The sequence below is a fragment of the Paenibacillus sp. 2003 genome (assembly GCF_031455635.1).
In the GTDB taxonomy this organism is placed as follows: Bacteria; Bacillota; Bacilli; order Paenibacillales; family Paenibacillaceae; genus Paenibacillus; species Paenibacillus amylolyticus_B.
Map to the genome: position 1 here is coordinate 931989 of NZ_JAVDTB010000001.1, position 19667 is coordinate 951655.

At 41.2% G+C, this 19667-nt stretch carries 24 protein-coding genes and 1 pseudogene; 22 read left to right on the plus strand and 3 right to left on the minus strand.

All coding sequences use genetic code 11. The features are described from left to right. Window positions 1-44: 44 nt before the first annotated feature. The 15 genes and pseudogenes from J2X75_RS04365 to J2X75_RS04435 all read left to right on the plus strand — a co-directional run bounded on the left by J2X75_RS04365 (window position 45) and on the right by J2X75_RS04435 (window position 10403). A complete protein-coding gene (locus J2X75_RS04365; protein WP_310334501.1) occupies window positions 45-812 on the plus strand; it encodes a nucleotidyltransferase domain-containing protein in 768 nt (255 codons plus the stop codon). A gap of 301 nt (window positions 813-1113) precedes the next feature. Continuing rightward, the gene (locus J2X75_RS04370; protein ID WP_310334502.1) at window positions 1114-1689 is read left to right on the plus strand and encodes a dihydrofolate reductase family protein; all 576 of its coding nucleotides are present in this window, start codon (window positions 1114-1116) and stop codon (window positions 1687-1689) included. A gap of 173 nt (window positions 1690-1862) precedes the next feature. Further along, the gene (locus J2X75_RS04375) at window positions 1863-2351 is read left to right on the plus strand and encodes a hypothetical protein (RefSeq protein WP_310334503.1); all 489 of its coding nucleotides are present in this window, start codon (window positions 1863-1865) and stop codon (window positions 2349-2351) included. A 346-nt stretch (window positions 2352-2697) separates the two neighbouring features. Beyond that, entirely contained in the window at window positions 2698-3099 is a 402-nt protein-coding gene (locus J2X75_RS04380; protein ID WP_310334506.1) for a GNAT family N-acetyltransferase, read from the plus strand. Window positions 3100-3220: 121 nt separating this feature from the next. After that, entirely contained in the window at window positions 3221-3622 is a 402-nt protein-coding gene (locus J2X75_RS04385) for an NUDIX hydrolase (RefSeq protein WP_310334508.1), read from the plus strand. A gap of 323 nt (window positions 3623-3945) precedes the next feature. Next, window positions 3946-4491 (plus strand): YfiT family bacillithiol transferase, encoded by a 546-nt coding sequence (locus J2X75_RS04390; RefSeq protein ID WP_310336643.1) that lies wholly within the window; start codon window positions 3946-3948, stop codon window positions 4489-4491. A gap of 34 nt (window positions 4492-4525) precedes the next feature. Then, window positions 4526-4921, plus strand: a complete 396-nt coding sequence (locus J2X75_RS04395) for a VOC family protein (protein ID WP_310334509.1) — start codon at window positions 4526-4528, stop codon at window positions 4919-4921. A 46-nt stretch (window positions 4922-4967) separates the two neighbouring features. After that, complete coding sequence (locus tag J2X75_RS04400; protein ID WP_310334510.1) at window positions 4968-5528, plus strand: helicase; 561 nt, start codon at window positions 4968-4970, stop codon at window positions 5526-5528. A gap of 42 nt (window positions 5529-5570) precedes the next feature. Further along, window positions 5571-6224, plus strand: coding sequence for a DUF4367 domain-containing protein (locus J2X75_RS04405; protein ID WP_310334511.1), 654 nt, complete (start codon window positions 5571-5573; stop codon window positions 6222-6224). Between the two features lie 33 nt (window positions 6225-6257). Further along, on the plus strand, window positions 6258-6740 hold the full coding sequence (locus tag J2X75_RS04410; protein ID WP_310334513.1) for a DinB family protein: 483 nt from the start codon (window positions 6258-6260) through the stop codon (window positions 6738-6740). 54 nt (window positions 6741-6794) lie between these two features. Then, entirely contained in the window at window positions 6795-7313 is a 519-nt protein-coding gene (locus J2X75_RS04415; protein WP_310334515.1) for a phosphotransferase-like protein, read from the plus strand. Between the two features lie 222 nt (window positions 7314-7535). Next, window positions 7536-7988 carry a DUF5662 family protein gene (locus J2X75_RS04420; RefSeq protein WP_310334516.1) on the plus strand — a complete coding sequence of 151 codons (453 nt, stop codon included), beginning with the start codon at window positions 7536-7538 and terminating at the stop codon, window positions 7986-7988. Window positions 7989-8191: 203 nt separating this feature from the next. Beyond that, window positions 8192-8867 (plus strand): annotated as a pseudogene (locus J2X75_RS04425) (AAC(3) family N-acetyltransferase). A gap of 35 nt (window positions 8868-8902) precedes the next feature. After that, window positions 8903-9382, plus strand: a complete 480-nt coding sequence (locus J2X75_RS04430) for a DinB family protein (protein WP_310334517.1) — start codon at window positions 8903-8905, stop codon at window positions 9380-9382. Window positions 9383-9467: 85 nt separating this feature from the next. Next, window positions 9468-10403, plus strand: a complete 936-nt coding sequence (locus J2X75_RS04435) for an acetamidase/formamidase family protein (protein ID WP_310334519.1) — start codon at window positions 9468-9470, stop codon at window positions 10401-10403. 544 nt (window positions 10404-10947) lie between these two features. On the opposite strand, the gene J2X75_RS04440 is transcribed toward J2X75_RS04435, so the two are convergent. Beyond that, window positions 10948-11397: a DUF1569 domain-containing protein gene (locus tag J2X75_RS04440; protein WP_310334521.1), complete on the minus strand. Its 450-nt coding sequence runs from the start codon at window positions 11395-11397 to the stop codon at window positions 10948-10950. Window positions 11398-11554: 157 nt separating this feature from the next. Here J2X75_RS04440 and J2X75_RS04445 point away from each other — a divergent pair, with 157 nt between their 5' ends. From J2X75_RS04445 to J2X75_RS04475, 7 genes are all read left to right on the plus strand, one after another. Further along, window positions 11555-12331 (plus strand): class I SAM-dependent methyltransferase, encoded by a 777-nt coding sequence (locus J2X75_RS04445; RefSeq protein ID WP_310334523.1) that lies wholly within the window; start codon window positions 11555-11557, stop codon window positions 12329-12331. Window positions 12332-12375: 44 nt separating this feature from the next. Next, window positions 12376-13200, plus strand: coding sequence for a methyltransferase domain-containing protein (locus J2X75_RS04450; RefSeq protein ID WP_310334527.1), 825 nt, complete (start codon window positions 12376-12378; stop codon window positions 13198-13200). 90 nt (window positions 13201-13290) lie between these two features. Beyond that, window positions 13291-13962, plus strand: coding sequence for a hypothetical protein (locus J2X75_RS04455; protein WP_310334529.1), 672 nt, complete (start codon window positions 13291-13293; stop codon window positions 13960-13962). 321 nt (window positions 13963-14283) lie between these two features. Then, window positions 14284-15126 carry a phosphotransferase family protein gene (locus J2X75_RS04460; protein WP_310334531.1) on the plus strand — a complete coding sequence of 281 codons (843 nt, stop codon included), beginning with the start codon at window positions 14284-14286 and terminating at the stop codon, window positions 15124-15126. 160 nt (window positions 15127-15286) lie between these two features. Beyond that, a complete protein-coding gene (locus J2X75_RS04465; RefSeq protein WP_310334533.1) occupies window positions 15287-15733 on the plus strand; it encodes a GNAT family N-acetyltransferase in 447 nt (148 codons plus the stop codon). 45 nt (window positions 15734-15778) lie between these two features. After that, a complete protein-coding gene (locus tag J2X75_RS04470; protein WP_310334535.1) occupies window positions 15779-16102 on the plus strand; it encodes a hypothetical protein in 324 nt (107 codons plus the stop codon). Window positions 16103-16140: 38 nt separating this feature from the next. Then, the gene (locus J2X75_RS04475) at window positions 16141-16665 is read left to right on the plus strand and encodes a GNAT family N-acetyltransferase (protein ID WP_310334537.1); all 525 of its coding nucleotides are present in this window, start codon (window positions 16141-16143) and stop codon (window positions 16663-16665) included. Between the two features lie 453 nt (window positions 16666-17118). Here J2X75_RS04475 and J2X75_RS04480 read toward each other — a convergent pair whose 3' ends face one another. Together J2X75_RS04480 and J2X75_RS04485 are read right to left on the minus strand one after the other, a co-directional pair. Further along, window positions 17119-18084, minus strand: coding sequence for a sugar ABC transporter substrate-binding protein (locus J2X75_RS04480; protein WP_310334539.1), 966 nt, complete (start codon window positions 18082-18084; stop codon window positions 17119-17121). Beyond that, window positions 18077-19666: a response regulator gene (locus J2X75_RS04485; protein ID WP_310336644.1), complete on the minus strand. Its 1590-nt coding sequence runs from the start codon at window positions 19664-19666 to the stop codon at window positions 18077-18079. The genes J2X75_RS04480 and J2X75_RS04485 overlap by 8 nt, the downstream gene beginning before the upstream one ends. Window position 19667: the final 1 nt, after the last annotated feature.

Sequence of the window (19667 nt, forward strand, 5' to 3'; positions counted from 1 at the left end):
CAACAACGTTAGCCGAAAGAAGTTCTCTTTTAGGAGGAGTCTATATGATATTAGAAAAAGTTATAAATAGAATTGCAATACAAAGTGAATATAAGGATTTGGTTGATAAGTATGTGGATCATATCCTTAACGAATTCAAAGATAAGATTCATAGCATTTATATGTGTGGCTCGATACCAAAAGGAACAGCTAAACCTTTTAAGTCAGATGCAGACTTTACCATTGTATGTGCAAATCCCGAAGATATTGATTACGAAAGATTGTCAATGATCAAAGACAGGCTTTTGGAAGAATATCCATTCGTCACTAAGATGGATACGATTATTTGCTCGATTGATGATGTATTAAGTAGACCGAATGAGTGGGGTTTTTGGGTTAAGATCATCTGTGTTTGCATACATGGGGAGGACATTGGTGAAAAAGTAGCACCGATCATGATTTCTCCAGAATTTATTTTAGACTTAAATACAGAGACCAAGGAGGAAGTAGATCGTGTACATCGTTCACTTTCTAATGTTAGTGATAACTCAATGAAAACTAGATATATTAAAGGTTACTCTAAGAGATTAATCCGTGCATTATACTCTTTGGTTTTAGAAGATACAGGGGTATGGGAAGATGAAATCATTAAGATGAAGGATGCCATAGTAAACTATTGCTCGATTGACGGCGCTTTAGTTGAGTATCTGTATGCTTGTTACTTGGATAGCGATGTATCTGTTGAAGAGTTTCTGGAAAATGCAGATGAAGTATATCACTATTTTGAGAATGCCTTAAAAATAATGGCTGCTTCAAGAACTTCCTCTGGCTAACAACATTTTGACGATATTGGTCACTCTGAGAGGCGATCTCGTCGTATAACATAATATTCAGGCAGCGGCTCCTTCGGAGCCTTGGTCTGCGGATGGATTTCGAAGAGGGATTTCAGCAGTCAACCCCATTGGGGTTCGTGAATACAGGAACGTTATAAGAAATCATTTGCAAGAATAAAAAAACAAAAACCTGTTTAAATTACTGCAGTGTAGATTAGCAATTCTATAAGAAACATACCAAACCTTTACATGGTATCTTGTAGTCAATACATTACATCATATTAACAAAGGAGATCTGAAAATGAGAAAACTCGTTTTATTTCTGCACGCTTCACTTGATGGGTTTGTAGAAGGACCGAACGGTGAAATGGACATTGGCTGGGTTTCCTACGATGCTGATTTGGAGAAACACGCGCAAGAAGTTTTGAGTACTGCTGACACAGTCCTTTGGGGACGTGGAACTTATCAGATGATGCATAGTTACTGGCCATCTGTGTCTTCAGACCCATCAGCTTCGCAGTATGAACGGAATCATGCCGAGTGGATCGAAAAGACAGCCAAAATCGTATTTTCCACAAAGTTGGAGAAAGTCGAATGGAACAATTCCAGACTGGTGAAAGAAGATGTCGAGGAAGAGATTAAGAACCTCAAACAGCAGCCAGGCAAGGATATAGTTATCCTCGGCAGTCCCAGGTTTGCGCGCCACGTGATGGGTCTTGATCTAATCGATGAGTACAAAATCACGGTTTCTCCGGTCCTGATCGGCAGCGGCCTGCCATTGTTTCAAGGACTCCAAGAGAAGACCAATCTTAAGCTTATCGAAAATAAAACTTTCAAGTCGGGAGCCATTGGTCTCTGTTACCAGACGGTTAGATGACTAGCCTCGTAAAGTGTTTGTATTTCCTAATCAGTCAGCGGGGTTAACTAACGGAACGATAGTTAAAAATGAATGATGGTATCAAGCCGCGGGGCAACCGCCCCTTGGTCTGCCAGAGGTATTTCGAGGAAGTCGTATCAGGCAAACAATTCCCTCGGGGTTCATGAATATTCATGAATACAGGAACGTTATACGAAACAGTTCGAAAGCAGGGAAATATGAAAACAAACAAGGCGATGAGAAATTTATTGAATGAGCTTGCTCAATCAATTGAATCTATTAATTCGAATTTATTTAACCCTACTTTTCGTGAATGGGACAATTGCATCATCATTGATGCTTCAGGTTTAAAAGAGATAGATTCTATTGAAGAAACCCTTTATCAAGATCGAACGCATTTAGAAGCTTCAATTAATCATTACCATATAAAGGATTTAAGGACTGGAATAAAACTTATTTCGAATTGGAAAGAGAGTTTAAAGTTAAACTACCCTAAAAATGAATTTATTTTGATTTTAAGTTCTACAATTGAAGGAGAAGATGTCGTCATTAGATTCTATCAATTTAGAGATCATGAACTTGAATGGATTAAACTAAATGATCTTGAAGGGTATAAAGATGAAGCTATTTTAGTCATTGAGATTTTGAATGCAGTTCGATGATGCGAAGTGCTTCGTATAACATAATATTCAAGTAGCGGCTCTAACGGAGCCTTGGTCTGCTAGAAAAATTTCGAGGAGTATTGCAGCAGACAACCCTTAGGGAAACAACAAAGCTGGAAACCTTATTCAAGCTATGCGATACATTTAATTGTAAAAAAATAAATCGTGAAGGTCAATTCGAGAAGCGATTCCATCCTATAACATAATATTCAAATATTGCTCCTTGGGAGCCTGGGGCTGCGGATGGATTTTGAGAAGAGTTTCAGCAAACATCCCCTTCGGGGTCTTGAATATAGAAACGTTGTCCAATACTCCCAATCCAAACAACAAGCATAGGAGCAATATAATGACAATCATTTTCAAAGAAGTAAAAGACATTGATACACAAGCAATTCAAGAACTGTTTCACTCGGTGGACTGGAAATCAGGAGATTTCCCAGAAGATCTGAGACAAGCAATAAACAACTCACATACGGTTATTACAGCATGGGATGATACTAAATTAGTTGGCTTAATAAATGCATTGTCTGACGGCGTGATGACAGTATATTTTCATTACATGTTAGTACACAAAGAATATCAATCATTAGGAATTGGAAAGAAAATGATGGAAAAAATGCTTAGTCGATATTCTAATATCAAAACAAAAGTGCTTATATCCTATGATAGTGCAGAAAAGTTCTATGGATTATTTGGATTTAAGCCAGAAGAAGGAACTAAAGCCATGTTTATTTCAGATATGGTATAGCATTTTGTGAGTTTATCAAAGAAGTTGGGATCATCAGATAACAACACTTTTCACTTCTAGGGATTTAGCTATAGCAATTAGAAAAAGAGTGGATATATAAACCAACATAGGAGGAATTAGAATGAAATTTATCGTTTCTGCTAGTGTAATCGTTCTCAATGAACATAATGAGATTTTACTCATGAAAGGTCGAAGAGGCTGGGAAATGCCTCAAGGTTGTGTTGAAGAAGGAGAGACTATTAGCCAGGCAGCAGTACGAGAAGTGAAAGAGGAAACAGGAATTGACATCGAATTAATTAAATTTTGTGGTTTGTATCAGAACATAACGCGCGGCGTATGCAACAATATATTTACTGGAAAACCGATTGGTGGAGCTTTAACTACCAGTGATGAAAGTGAAGAGGTGGGCTACTTTACTTTAGAAGAAGCTCAACAAATGATTACATGGGGGAATTTCTATGAAAGAATTCAGAATGCATTAGATGAGCAAAGCCATCCTTTTTTGATTGAATTTTCAGAATAAGGTTTCTCATTAGATAAAGACAAATTGACGCATTGGGTTTGCTCCCTCGGCCCGAAGACGAGATCTGGATAGATTGGAGTCGCTCCTCTCTTGGTGATGTTCTAGACAAACACCATTCTACCCAAGATAGGGCGCTTCCTTATATTATTGTACCTTCGTAACTCAGGTTTAATTGCGCTAGTTTCTAATCAAAATACAGATATGAGAGTAGTTTAATATAAGGAGCAGACCGGGAACAAAGGTTGCTTCTTTTTTCGCTTTTACACTTCGCAAATGGAACATTGTGGGTTATATTGGATATGATTTGGTTCTATAGTAGAGAAATGGAGAGGTGGTCAACTTTGGATGAGAATATACGTTTTCCGATCGGACACTTTGAGCCAAGTCTTAAATTCTCTAATGAGGACCGAATTCACATCATAGATCGAATTCCCGGAATTACGAAGACCTTAAAAGATATTACACAACATCTCATTGATGATCAACTCTGTACTCCTTATCGTGAAGGCGGTTGGACAATCACACAGATTGTGCACCACCTTGCGGACAATGACATGAACGCTTATATCAGGTTCAAGAGAGCATTAACTGAAGAGGAACCGATGGCAAGCTCGTATCGAGAGGATTTATGGGTATCATTACATGATTACTGGAATACGCCCATCGAAGAATCAATTTTGCTGATGGAGATACTACACAAGCGATTTCTCGCTCTACTGTATGGTTTACATCCTGATCAGTTTAGACGAACACTCCGAACAGAAGTATTAGGTACAATTTCATTGGATATGGCGATTCAAAGATTTGTATGGCACGGGCAGCATCATATTGCTCAGATAAAATCTTGTATATCTTCACAGAGGTGGTAGGGTCTTATACATGTCTCAAGTATGGAGGTAACATATGGGGAATGGAAGGATTTTGGGTATTGCCTACAACGTGATACCAGTGAGAGATCTTGATGTGTCAGCCGCCTGGTTTGTAAAACATTTTGGATTTAACATTCGCCACCAACGCGAAGGATATTTGAGTTTATTTCGGGGGAATCGACCAATTTTGGACTTGATCCAAAGCGATCATGAAACACGAGCGACATTTGAAGTACATCAGAAAAAGAGATGGGTCATTACATTTTTCACCGATGACATTGGTTCTTTACATAACTATTTAACATCAGAGAATGTGAAAGTAGGGGATATTAGTGATGAGGGACACTATGGGAAGTTTTTTGTGTTAGAAGATCTGGACGGCAATATATTTGATGTGTGGGAACACCATGATTGTGAATTGAATTTTTAATGAGGAACTTTGGTCAGTTGCTATCATTTACCGAGGGTTTAGGGGGATGCAGGTGTTGGTTGAAGACGAGAAAATATATCCTGACTGTTCAGTTGAAATAAGAATAGTAGACGTTGGCGGCTTAACAAAGTCCCAGCTTATTCAGAAACTGGACCGATACTCTATCTTATTGAATAAATATGGAGAACAGTTGTTAAATGATGAAAGATTTATACTTTCCAGTAGAAAGCAAAGCTTGCAAACGGTTGAGTTGACCGTCAGACAACTTGGATTTTCGGATGGTGCTACGACTCTCCAGTTATTTCGAAGAGCAAATGAACTTGGATTGGAATGTTGTCCGGTTGAGTTAGGACCTTATCTAAGACTGCAATATTTGGATCAGCCGGAGATATGTTCTACCCATATTTCAGAGGGTAACAAAGCTCCGTCCGGCTCCATTACCATAGCATCTGCAGCCCTTACGGAGGATAATGATTTTCCAAAAGGTTTTTATCTCAGAAGAATAAACGATAAGTTATGGTTACGAGGATATCTTGCCGACGATTTGCATATTTGGAGTCCTCATGATCGTTTTATCTTCTGTAGGTCTCAGCTTTTTATAGCATGAAGATCAGAAAGGTATTTTTGAAAGGAAAGGAGTGAAAGACCAATGGATATCAAAAACAAAAGCGGAGATGTGCTTGGAAAAATTCAAATTGAATCCTTACGCAACGATAGTGCGATTGACCGGATCGTCATTGACTTAAAGCCTGGTGAGGGGAAGGCGATTTATACCGCAGATGCTACGGAGAACCAATTCACGCAACAGACCAATTATGCAGCCATTCCATGGAGAGAGGGTTTGGAACAATTGGAGAAACTTTATTCTCCATGGCAGCCGAAATTTCCGATTGATTCTGATATCGATGCCATTCATGTATTTTATGGATTTGATAATCTAACTCCGCAAGAAATCGATGAAATGATTGAAGAAAGTAACAGGACAGGCAGAAATGTAGTGATACGAGATTTGAAGCCAAATAAGAGGGTTGTGGGCATCAGCATCACGTATCAAGAATACGGTGGTTATAAACTTAATATTTTTGGAACAACAAAGAGCCGAATCACGTTGCCTGATCATGATGGTACTACGGTTAAGCAAGTAGCCATACGTGGCGTCCAAGCATTTTTTATTGTCAATAACGAAACTTCCCAATTGATATGGATCGAAGAGGATGTGCATGGGAAGGCACTTCAATACGAGATCATTGGTAGAAACATGTCAGAAGATTTTGTGATGAAGATTGCGAATTCAATGAACTGATAAATTTTATTTTATTTTGAGTGAGGTGCAACGATGAGTTACAAAGCTATTCTCATAGACCAATTAAATGCCTGTTATCATGACAAGAGCTGGTTTACTCCGCTTCATGATATGTTGACAGACCTCAATTCTGCGGAAGCCGCTTATGTAAAGAATGAGGGAGAGCATTCCATTTGGGCGATCGTCAATCATCTTATTTTCTGGAATGAGAGGTGGCTTGAGAGATATGTTGCCGAACAGGTCGACGGGCTGCATTCAGTGAATAATGAGGATACATTTGACATAGATCCGTCTAACCTGAACGATGTGGAGTGGCGCAAGACACTACATAGACTGAAAACCGTTTTTAGTGATTGGAACAAGGCACTCGAAGATAGCGAAGAACATAAATTGACCCGTGAAATTCCTTCCTATTTCAACGCGCCCTGGTGGGGAGTTGTATCGAATCTATGTATTCATAATGCCTATCATATTGGCCAGATCATGCTGCTCAAAAAATCAATGAAACACACGTAATACAAGCTGTATTAGGTTTATAAAATTATACTTAAGCAAAGGAAGATGACTTTCATGGAAAAAGGCAAAATTATATTTTTGAACGGTGTAACCAGCTCTGGTAAAACTTCAATTGTAGAGGCGATGCAATCATACGATGATCCGTTTTTCTATGTTGTCGCTAATGATCTTTTTGAAAATACGATCGGTGATAAACATCTTCAGACGGATTACTGGAAGTATCTGAGTGAGACGATTGTAATGATGTATCATACGGCAAAAGTATTCTCAGACCATGGCAAGCATGTTCTGATCGATGGCATACTGGTTGAAAGACCAGAGCTCGCGCCGCATTATGAACAAGTCAAACAGATTTTTGAAGGTTATCAACTGGATATCGTTGAGTTATATTGCCCCCTCGACATCTGTCGTCAGCGTAACATTGAGCGTGGTGATCGCAGAGAAGAGCAATCGGATGAGCAGCATCAAATCATGGCTTCCGACATTCAGTATAGTTACTCGGTGGATACGAGTGTGCATACACCTGAGGAATGTGCCGAGATGATTATCAATACGCTGTTTAAAAGTGAATAAAGGTTCACTGTATGAATTGAAGAGAATGATTGTCCTCGAATTGTATTGAGGAGAACAATAGAGACCAGTGATGAGAACAATGAGTTGTTTTTTAATCACACGGGAATTTATATCCTTTAAGGGAGGCTGTAGTAAACTCAGATTTCAAGAGTTTTGGGATACACCGGTTCAATCATGCCAGGAAGCTGTAGGGTACGAACATAGTAGGTTAGGGGGATGACATTGCTTTCTGCATATTGGAGGTACTTTTTATATGTAACTGAACATAAATTGAATGTTTTAATCGAGTGCTGGCATGAAGGTTTATATGCACAGGGGTTGCTTCATGATTTATCCAAGTTTTGTCCTCAAGAATTTATTCCTTATGCAATCAAGTTTTATGCGGGTCGTAAAGATGAAGATACAGAACTAAGATGGAAGAACGCATGGTTACATCACCAGAATCATAATAAACATCATTGGGAGTACTGGATTGTAAACAGAACTACAAAAGAAGCTCTGCCTATGCCAAAAAAATATTTTATAGAAATGGTATGTGACTGGAGGTCTTTTTCGAGAAAATGGGGCCGCAGAGTCAAAGATTCCAATTTGGCAGAACGCATGATGAACTCGGAAGATGTTATTCTACATCCAATGACGAGAGAAGCGCTTATGCAGTACTTATTAGAGAGGTGAATAATGATGATCCAAGATGATATGCGCTTTTTGGAATTGGCCATAGAAGAGCGGGCTGCCGTAAAACGAAAAATGCGAAAAGAATGGAATGTTAGACGGGGAATTATCAATAAAGTGTGGGATGAAAAGTTCATATGATAACAGGTGGAATTACAAAAAGTACTCTGATTAATGATTTAAGACGATTAGGTGTTAAGAAGGGCATGACGATAATCGTTCATTCCTCCTTCAAAGCAATAGGTAAGGTTATAGGCGGCCCGGTAAGTGTTATTTTAGCTCTGGAAGAAGCCGTCGGAACCAATGGAACCATTGTCATGCCCACTCAAACAGAACATCTTTGTGAACCTTCAGAGCATGACGCGAACCTGTCTTCAGAGGAAATTGAGTTCATCAAAGACAATATGCCTATTTATTATCCTGACTTAACACCAACCTCGTATATGGGCATCATTCCTGAGGTGTTTCGGAGGCAAGATGGTGTGTTTCGAAGCTCACATCCGCACATGTCTTTTGCTGCAGAAATCTCCGTTAGGAAAAATCTATGATTTGAGTGGATACATTCTGTTACTTGGTGCGCCAACAAATAGTAACACTTCCTTGCACCTGGCCGAGTATAAACAGCAGAATACATTTGTTAAGCCAAAAGTCTGGGGAGTAAAAATGCTGGTGGATGGAATCGAACAATGGACTACATACGATGATATTAACAATGAATCGAATGATTTTGAATTGATTTTTAATGAGTTTAAGATCCAGACTAAGGCTGTTACCGAAGGAATGGTAGGGAAAGCTGTGAGTTATTTGATACCCCAAAGAGAGATGGTTGATTTTGCTTTGGGATGGATGAATCGCAACCGAAGAGAACATATAGGGCAGTGAATCATCTCAAAAAGAAAGAAGGGGGAAATGTAATCATGACCAAAGAGATTGAGCATTTGCTTCAAGCTTTTGAAGAATGGACGTTGTTTGTCAAGACGATGACTCATCTCGAGGAGAGGATATGGAATTCCAGCATGGAAGAAGGGAAATGGACGATAAAATCGATCGTCAGCCACATGATGTTATGGGACCGATATTTTTACAAGGAAGCGATTGAGAAGATTGCGCTGAAGCAGGAAGTTACGTTGAAACATATCAATTTTGAAGAGTTTAATCGCAAAGCTATTGAGTACGGGAACCGAACAGAGACGTCCGAAATCGTAAATAAGGCTATTACGTACCGCCATAAAATTATGAATGACATTCGAGGGTTATCGGAGGAACAGCTTCATCAGACGTATTTGGACGCAGAGGGTAACGTATTTTATATTCCCCAATACCTTAAAGATTTTATATGGCATGACCAGCATCATATGCAACCGTTGAAGAAATATCTTTCCAACCTTGAAGCGTAAAATTTTAGCAGGTAGGGGCGGCACGGAATACAGCAGTTTGCTTGCTTTGAATATAATATGTATCCCAAACTAGGGAGGGATTGTAGTGAGTACTCATACAATTGAATTAACCCAGGGAAATCTGATTGGTTCCTTTACCAATGAGGTAACTCCCATTTTGAGCGTGAAATCTGGAGATTCCATTCGGGTTCAGACGCTGGATGCGGGCTGGGGAACGGGTGTGAGTTATGTGGAACGCAAGAAACCTTTTGATCGACAAGGTGAAAAAGATGGAGGTCATGCCTTAATCGGTCCGGTCTATATCGATGAGGCGAAGCAAGGGCAGACGTTGGAGATTGTATTTAATGAGATCGTACCCGGGAGTTACGGGTTTACTTCCGCTGGCGGATATCCGAACTGGCAGAACCAGAAGTTACATCTAACAGCGGTTGAAGAACTGTCGCTGAACTGGACACTTGATCGCCACACGATGAGTGGAACCTGTGAAATAAACGGGAAAACCTTCACGGTATCTCTCTCGCCGTTCATGGGAGTAGTGGGAATGCCACCTGAAGCTGGAGGAATTCATACGACTTGGCCGCCACGTTATTGTGGAGGGAACATCGACTGCAAGGAATTGGTGCAGGGAAGTAAATTATACTTACCTATCCCTGTAAACGGTGGTTATCTCGCGATTGGTGATGGTCATGCACGGCAGGGGGACGGTGAAGTCAGCTGTCAGGCCATTGAATGTCCGATGGAGCTTGTCGATATCACGATCAACGTGATTAATGATATGATTTTAACCAATCCTCGTGCACATACGCCATCCGGCTGGATTACCTTCGGTTTTCATGAAGATCTGAATGAGGCTACGGTTCAAGCATTAGACGGAATGCTCCATCTGATTGGTGAGTTGTACGGACTAGATCGAGTGGAAGCGATTGCACTTGGAAGCGCGGTAATTGACCTGCGTATCACCCAAATTGTGAATGGCGTTAAGGGTGTGCATGCTGTCCTTCCACATGATGCTTTTAAGTAACTTGAGCCCCGTTATACGTCGTATTAGATGAACTTGGGAGTCGATAAAATGAGAGGCAGACCACAGATCGTTTTAGATATCGCAGGGGTTTTGTTAAGTAATATGTCATTGACGTGCTGGAGAGATATGATTCAGGAAACCAACCTATCGGCAGCATCCTTGAAAGTACATTTTACAGGAATCAAGCGACAGCTCTGGACAGGAATAATGCGAGAAGAAGAGTTCTGGCAATCGTTGAATCAGGCTTATCCCGAATTATCAATAAGCCGAGCGAAGGACATCTTAACCAATTCAATTGTTCCCTTACCAGCGGCTCAATACCTTGAGCGATGGAGTGAGTTTGCCGATATCCATCTGCTCAGCAATCATTGTAAGGAGTGGATTGAGCCGAATCTGAACCGTTTAAGCTTATTTACCAAAAGTATAACCATCTATAATCAAGTGGGTTTATGCAAGCCTGAGATTGAGATATATCAACGGGTCGAGACCTTCCTGGCAGCTGGAGAAGAGGCAGCATGCATAACTGGCACACCGTGCATAACCGCTAAACTCCAAATTGCTTTAGATGATGATCTAAATGCTTGTATATGCCTTTACCCCATTGCTCGGCTGTTAATTTTCCGAAGAAGGGATGGGGGTGGCGCGAGAATTTTTCTGAAGCACCTTGTTGAAAGATATTAATCTGCTGCTCAAGCTTTTCTTTTTCTGCCATAAACTGTCGTTGGTCATCAATAATGATTGTCGGGATCGTAGACATATTATGGGGCAAGGGCTTGTCATTATAAAACATTGGTTTTGCGAACCGTCCTATAAGTACCCCAAGTAATCCTCTAGGTGGAAAAGCATTTCCTAAGGGGATATCATGAAATGCTGAACAGTGAGCCAGCATTTGAGAGACCTGCATCGTGCCCCATTCAGGGATGGATTTTTCACTAAGTTGAGCCATGCGCTCTGTAATTTCAGCAGCATTTATCGTATCAAATATACTTTTCACAAGAACACCTCAGTCCTCTAGGATATAAAATTTGAACTTAAACTATCATCATTCTCTTATTGAAAGATTTATCCTCTTACTATCAAGAATAATAAGATATGGTAAGTTTAGTCAATGTATTATGGGAAAATCACAATTGAAATCGGAGGATGCGAACTTGGAAAATAAGGAAACATTTAATCTCGTAGCAGATGAATATGAACGATATAGACCTGTCTATCCGAGTGAAATCTTTGATGATATTTTTACATATCTGAATCTTAATAAAGAGGATTCCATTCTTGAGATTGGCTGCGGAACGGGGCAGGCCACTGGCGGATTGGTGAGCAAAGATTATACAAACATCACGTGTATTGAATTAGGCAGCAACTTGGCACAGTTCACCGCAGACAAATTCAAGTCATATCCATCGATTCAAGTAATCAACAATTCCTTTGAGGACTGGAATAATGAAGGAGAGCGATTTCAATTGATTGTGTCTGGAACGGCCTTTCACTTCATTGATCCGGAAGTTGGTTACCACCGGGCTTGGGAATTGCTAGAGAATACAGGCGGCATTGGACTTTTCTGGACGATTCATGTACCGGTCTATGACCAGCTGCACAATGAAATTCGTTCCCACTACATAGCATTAGCCCCTCATCTGGATGATTCTCAATATCCTTCGCCAGATGAAGTTATCCAGGAGCGTAAAGAAATAACAGAAAAATCCGGCTTGTTCACGGATATTGAGGTTAAGGAGTATAACTGGATACAGACTTGCTCCAGCGAAGAATATGTCGCTTTATTAAATACCAATTCCAAACATCAACAGCTGGCTGAGGATGTTCGGCATTCACTTCTGGAGCGAGTCAAAGATTCCATTGATGCTGCAGGTGGAACGATAGAGAAACAACATAAGGTTGCTCTTTTTCTAGGGAAGAAAAAGGTCTAAGAATATATGTTTTTATTATTCTACTGAAGAACAGGAGAGAATATATGAGTGATCCGCGTTCAACATACAGTATCCAAACGGCAGTTTTAAGTTTACAAGAGGAATTAGAGAGATTAAAGATGCAGGCGGTAATGGGGTGGCCCAAAGAGTTCCGAAATCTGGAATGGTATGGTTTGAAAAATGGAATGCGTGTATTGGAGGTCGGAAGCGGACCCGGTTACATTACAGAGCAACTATTGAACAGTCTGCCGGACAGCGAGCTTACCTCGCTTGAGATTGATCGTTCACTGCAAACACAAGCCAAAGAACGGCTGAAAGATATTCCTTCCACGCGATTACAATTTGTAGAGTCGTCCATCTACCAGATGGATCTGCCTGATGATTCTTTTGATTTTGTCGTGGCAAGACTTATCTTTCTTCATTTGAACAATCCTGACGAAGCTGCAAAAGAGATATTTCGTGTACTGAAACCTGGCGGCCGTCTTGCTATTATTGATGTGGATGACGGTGTTTTTGGAGCAGTGAATCCTGATGTCCCTGCTTTGCATACGGTATTAATGAAGATTTCGGACTATGTAGCACAACACGGCGGTAATCGCTTAATTGGCAGAAGTCTGCCGCGTCTCCTTTCTGAGAGCGGATACATCGATGTTGACATTGATTCTGTCCTTCAACATAGTGATCTGTTAGGCATAGAAGGGTTTAAGCACCAGTTTAATCTTAATCGTTTTGTACATTTTGCTGAAAAAGGTGTGATCAGTTCGGAGGAGTTTGCTCAGCTGCAACACGCTTCTGAAGCGATAAATCATTCGCCGGAAGCCTATGCCATGATGAATTTCATTACAGCTTGCGGCACGAAGCCCTTGTAAGAACTGTGTACCTTTGAAATAAGCTTTACTTGCTCGGTGCTCGGACACTGTCTATGACAGACTAAGCTTCCTAAGAGACGGAGGATGGGAATGAATATCGCTCAAGCTTTTCAGGAAACTGTAGTGCAAGGAGATCATCAAGGTATGATTGATTTGCTGAAAAAATATGAACAATCCAGCAAGCTATCTGTCAATGAACGAGGTTGGGTCTACTGGAATGTTTCCGATGGTTATGCCTTGTTAAGAGAGCCGGAACTGCTTTATGCCAATCACCGGGCATTCTTCGAATGGGGGAAAGAAAATCTCGCCCCGGAGCAGTTACACTGGATCGTTTCGGATTCAACACAAGCGTTGTCATTATCTCTGGGGAACTACTTTAATTATTGGATTGATTGGTACCAATATGCTTGTGATCATGCCCCGAAGTTGGATACCAACCGAGGTGTTCGATTCGAGAGCCATCGGGCTTTGGGTGGTTCGCTTTGGGTTTTGGAGAGATACAGTGAAATGGACAGTGTGCTTGAAAATATGAACCAGCTCATACAAGAAGATGATAAATGGTCCAATATTTTTTTTGCCCGAATTACATATAACAAACAGCGTCTGACTAGGCTTTATCATGCCGGGGATTTTGCGGGAGTCGAAGCTCTTGTGAACGAAACGATGGACTGGATTGATGTAATCAATAATGGAGCATTACGCATTTCAAGAAAAGATGAAGTGGTCGGCAGCTGGGAAGATATTAATGTCTCCAGAAATTAGCAGAGAGATATCACAATTGCGTTAAACAATTTGGCCTGTATTTTAACGGATATCGAAAGGTATGAGGAAAGTGTGAATTTGTTTATCCAGATACAGGAACGTGGTCACCACATGAATGCATATGGTTTTTCCAAATGGATATATTCGATCTGGAAGACAAGAGGGACTGAGGCAGTTAAAGATGAATTAGTAGCTAATGCATCTTATGAAATAGCTGACCTTGTGAAACATACTCCTGAACTATTAGAGATCAAAGATTAGGTTTGAGGTTGTATAAAAGAGGACTGAACTTCAAGGACTAAGAAAGAAGGAATGCATGAAGTGAACTATGACATCTTGTTAAACAGATTTCCGAATGTGAACATTGTTAAACTAACAGGTGGTTATACCAATACGACCCTTTTACTTGAGGGAACTGATCCGCAGATGATTGCTAAAATCTATCATGTAGAGAATACAGATGCAAGGACAGAAATAAGCTCGCTAACGTTGTTAAATCATTCTGGCGTGACTCCGCGAGTGCATGATTGCTTTGAAAAAGAAAACTGGCTGTTTGTTATGATGGATTACGTTCCAGGAATAAACGCACAGATGCTGCTGGATGAAGACGGACTTGACCAAGGCAGGAAAATTTATGAGCAGCTTGGTATATATCTCGCCAGAGACGTGCACTCCATCAAACGATATGATTACGAAGCAGAGTTGCCAGTCATAACGAAGTCCGCTGTTGATGTGGAGGAACTTGAGTTTGTACCCTCCGGAATCAAAAGCATGGTAAAAGAAGTGTTGGACATTTCCAATCATGGGGAGCAAACTCTGATTCACGGAGATTACGGACCGCATAATGTCATGTTATCCAACGATTCAATGTTCATTTTGGACTGGGAGTGGGCAGGGTGGGGCAATCCGTTGTTTGATATCGCATGGGTGGTGTGGTTTGTGCATCTTCATTATCCTCACATGGCAAAGGATCTGTCAGAAGTCTTCTTAAATGCATATACAGAACGTACAGATATTGAAGTAACAAATGATCTAATTAGGGCATATTCCACATCCAAAGTAATACAGATCATGGACCGAATCAAGAATGCTCATCCAGATGTACATAGGGAATGGCTGCGCAGATTAGAATGGACACTGCAAGCGAGCTTTGGCAAGGCTTAATCGGAAAATTTCATGAAACGTTGAGAGGAGTGATGTGCTATGAGAAACAATACAAATCTGAGTAGAAGAAATGGAGTTGCCAGAGGTGTTTTGTCTAACGCAGAGGACCCCCAAGGAAGGGATTCCTTTGTGTAATTTTCACTAGGAGGAATTTCAATCTATGATTCATTTAAAACGTGTGTCGGTGGATAATTGGTATGCATGTACTCAACTGAATGTAACGGAAGAACAGAAAAAAAGTTTTCCCGCGCCGGTTGTATATTGGATTGCTGAATCCAAGGTTGTGACCGATTTTCGACCCATGGCCATCTATGTTGATTCGGATCTGGTTGGTTTTGCTGTGTACTCAGATAAGCCAGATCATGAGGATAACTATTGGCTTCTTGCTCTAATGATAGATACCAAATATCAAGGCAGAGGTTATGGAAGAGAATCGCTTAAGAAGTTGATTGATCTAATGAAAGAATCGCTGAAATGCAAACGCATCATGATTGGGCACAGGCCGGAAAATGGTATCGCCGGAAATCTGTATGAATCACTTGGTTTTCAGAGAGTAAGTGAGGGATTGATCGATGGCGAAGTCGTTCGGCTTCTAAGATGCAAGTAGTACCAGAACGCACGCGCTTTGGTTTGTAAAGGAGGTAGCTTGTCTTTGAAGCATGTACACATTATTTTCTCATTACTCTTCATCATGTTAGGAATTGTGATTATTACGATCTCGAAAATGATTGAAGAGGTGATTCCCAAGTTAGGGTATGCAGCATTCCAGTCAGCAGCAGCTGGCAGTTATACTCCGAGTGATTATCAAGTGAATTTTGAACTGAATTATTGGATAGGCGCGATATGCATTTTGGGTGGAGTTATCTGTTTATTAGCTAGAATGAGTTGGGTTCAGAGCTCCATTCGTGAAATGAATATAAGAAACAAAGCGTTTGATGAAACCCATAATTATGACGATACAAGAGAACTGAAATAGGTTATGAAATGACATAAAAAAAGAAAGGGCAGATCAACATGATTACATTCCAATACTTTGAACCGGAAGATTTTGATCAACTGATCGAATGGAGTGGGGATGAAGCATTTCTGCTCCAGTGGGCCGGCCCTCAGTTCCATTATCCACTTTCCAGAGAACAGCTATCGGATTATTTGCATGGTGCCAATGATAAGAAAACTTCGAATAAGTTCATTTATAAAGTGCTGGATGAAACGACTCAGGAGATTGTGGGCCATATTGCTCTTGGCGGTATCGATCGATATAATCGTTCAGGACGTATCGGTAAGGTGCTTCTTGGTAAGCCATATCAGGGTAAAGGCTATGGGAAGCAAATGATCGATGAGGCACTTCGAATTGGATTTGAAGAGGAGAAGTTACACCGGATCAGTCTGGGCGTATTTGATTTTAATGCCTCAGCCATCCGATGTTATGAAAAAGCGGGCTTTGTACAGGAAGGACTTATTCGTGATGCGAGAAGACATGAAGATACCTTCTGGAATCTTATCGAGATGAGCATTCTAGAAAACGAATGGAAGAAATGACTTCTCAAAAGGACTCATCATACTTGAGAGGAGGGTTACCCTCTCGTCATGCTGAACATACTGAAAAAGCTGACTTTTTGGTTTGTTATTTTCTCGCTAACCGTATGTTTTATTAATCTATCAGGGAACGATGATAAGAATATTCTGATTTATCTAACGAATCCTATAAATCCGTTGCTGAATGACTGGTTGACCAAAATAAATACAAATCCAGAGACGAACTCATTGTTCAGGCCGTTAATATACTTGTTCCATTTGATTTTTTGGGGCGGAGTGGGGTTCATCCTGGATCAGCTCATTATGAAGCTTAAACGTAAAGGATAGATATGAGCAACTCTCAGAAAAAGGTCATCTTTCTTGGGAAACACTTCGATGAACGGATGTAATAACTACGTGTACGAAAATTTAAATGGGGATGTCCTCCTGTCATCAGAATGACAGGAGGACATCCCCTTAATTAATTGCTTCCTGGTTTATTTCAATGATCCCCGTATCAATAAATTCCTTCACAGGCACACCGTCGCTAGCGAGTAACAGGGTCTCCATCATTTTGGCACCCCAGACTCCTTCATTCTGCGAAATAACGGCAGACAATTGACCGTTGAGCAACCCGTTTTCACTGGTCGGGCTGTCACCGAACGCGATCAAATGCCGGTTAAGGCCTTTCGCTTTCCAGATCAGGGTAGAGGCAGAGACGGAAACAAAATCGAGTCCGATAATCGCATTGAAGTGAGGGTGAGCTTGAATCATGTTCTCCATATCGGACATGGCGCGATCTTCATTCCCTTGATGATAACGAACCTCCAAGATTTCGATGTCTGTTTCACTGCGGATATAATCAATGAATCCATTAAGCCGCTGTTGTAAACCTTGCATCTCCTCCAAGCCATTCTCGACAAGAATCATACCTTGATTATGCAGGAGTCGTGTAGTTGTCATCGCGAACTGCTGGCCAGTGCGATAGTTATCGGCGCCCACATAAGCGATTCGATGACTGGATGGGACATCTGACTCAAATGTAATGACAGGAATACCCGCAGCTTGGGCTGCATCAATAACGGGAGTAAGTGCAGCAGCATCTACAGGCGATATAGCTATCCCGTCCACATGCTGTTTGATCATATTTTCCATGATACGAATCTGTTGTTCGGTATTGGCTTCATCAGGTGCGTTTACGATTAACGTGATATTGTGTTTCCCTGCATATTCAGTTGCATCTTTCGTAATCATCTCATACGTTGGATAAGTCATTGGATATATAATACCGAAAGTTTTGCTCGCTGCAGATTTCTCTACGGGTGAAGTTGCAGGATGTGTTGCGGCCATTTGCTGTGGACGAATGTGTGCCGAACCGGATGAAATGATCATCGGGAACAGCAGTATGAGTGTAAGTAAAAGTGCAAATTTAATTTTACTCATACATCGGCTCTTTTCTCATATCTGATGGTCTGGCCTGCGATTCCTCGGTTCCTTGGGTTCGGTATTCTTTTGGCGTAAAACCTGTTGTTTTCTTGAATATATTAGAAAAATAGTGAGAATCGTTAAAACCGACTTTGTAAGCAACCTCAAAGGTTTTGTTGCTGGTTGTTTTCAACAGCTCCTTGGCTTTACCGATTCGAATCCGGGTTAGATACTCCGTTATCGTTTGACCAGTTTCCTGACTGAAAATCTTGCTTAGATGACTTGGACTGATTCTTACGTGTGCAGATATCATCTTCAACGAGACCTGTTCGTTATTGTATTCACGGGATACATAGGCTTTCACCTGATCAATGACATCACTGTATTTTCCAGAGCACGCTGCTCTTCTCTGCCATAACAGGTTAAGCAGGGAACACAGATATTGGGTGCAATCCTCCCAGCACATAATCTTCCGAATCGTCTGCTGTAGGGAAGTAATGTTCTCATCCGAATGGTCACTCATGCGGAACAACTGATTCGCGAGCCGAAACGACTCCAGCGTAAGATCATTCAACAGATAGAAGCCATACGATGAGGATTTCCAGTCGAAGGACTGTAATGGAGCGGCAAACTCCTGCACAAAATGGTCACGCTGATTGGGGCTGCCGATTTTGAGAAATTCAAGAAACGAATTCCTGTCGAGAAAAAGAGTCGTTTGCTCATCCAGGTTAATTTCACGTAGAGAAGCTCTGTTCTGAAGGGTGAGCCGGGTAATATATTTATCCTCCTCCGCTTCCAGATACGAGACATGAATGCCTTGCAGCCGCTCCTGTTGACTGCCAATGCCCAGAATAATATTACATTTGAACGTATGCTCAAGCTCCATACGAACCCGCCCGCGAAGCTGCTCCAGATATACGGATATGTTCTCATCGTCATTATACTTGAGCAGAAGCACGAGCTCCGTCCGGCTTCGAATATAAGGAAGAAGTTCTACGTGGGGATCACGAGTTTCTTCCAGTATGGGAATCAGCTTCTTCATCATAGATTCCGAGTCCGGGGAATCCTCTGTTAATCGAACGTCGATAATGACAATTGTATAATACCTGGCCGAGAGAGGAAGTGAGAGTTGTTTGGCTGATTCGATCGCATCGGTTGTACCGATGAGTCCTCCGCACAGATCGGCCAGCAGTTTTTCTTTGGTGATCGTCCGGCTTGTCATGCGTTGGTGTTCTTCATCCATTTGTTTGCTGACCTTATGAAGCATTTGGATTAGCTCTGCTGCGCTAATGGGCTTTAGACAGTACTCGGTCACACCAAGTCGGATGGCCTCCTGGGCAAAGCTGAATTCATCATGACCGCTCATGATAATGATTTTGATATCAGGTTGTTGAGTGCGAACGATGGAGGTCAGTTCCAATCCGTTCATAAATGGCATTTTGATATCTGTAATCAAAATATCCGGAGCCCATTCATGAATTAAAGGTAACGCAAGCTCGCCGTCGGGTGCATCCCCGCAATAGTGAAAACCTTCCTTTTCCCAATCGATGCAGCTGCGTATATTCTCCCGAATTCCAATTTCGTCATCCACGATCATCACC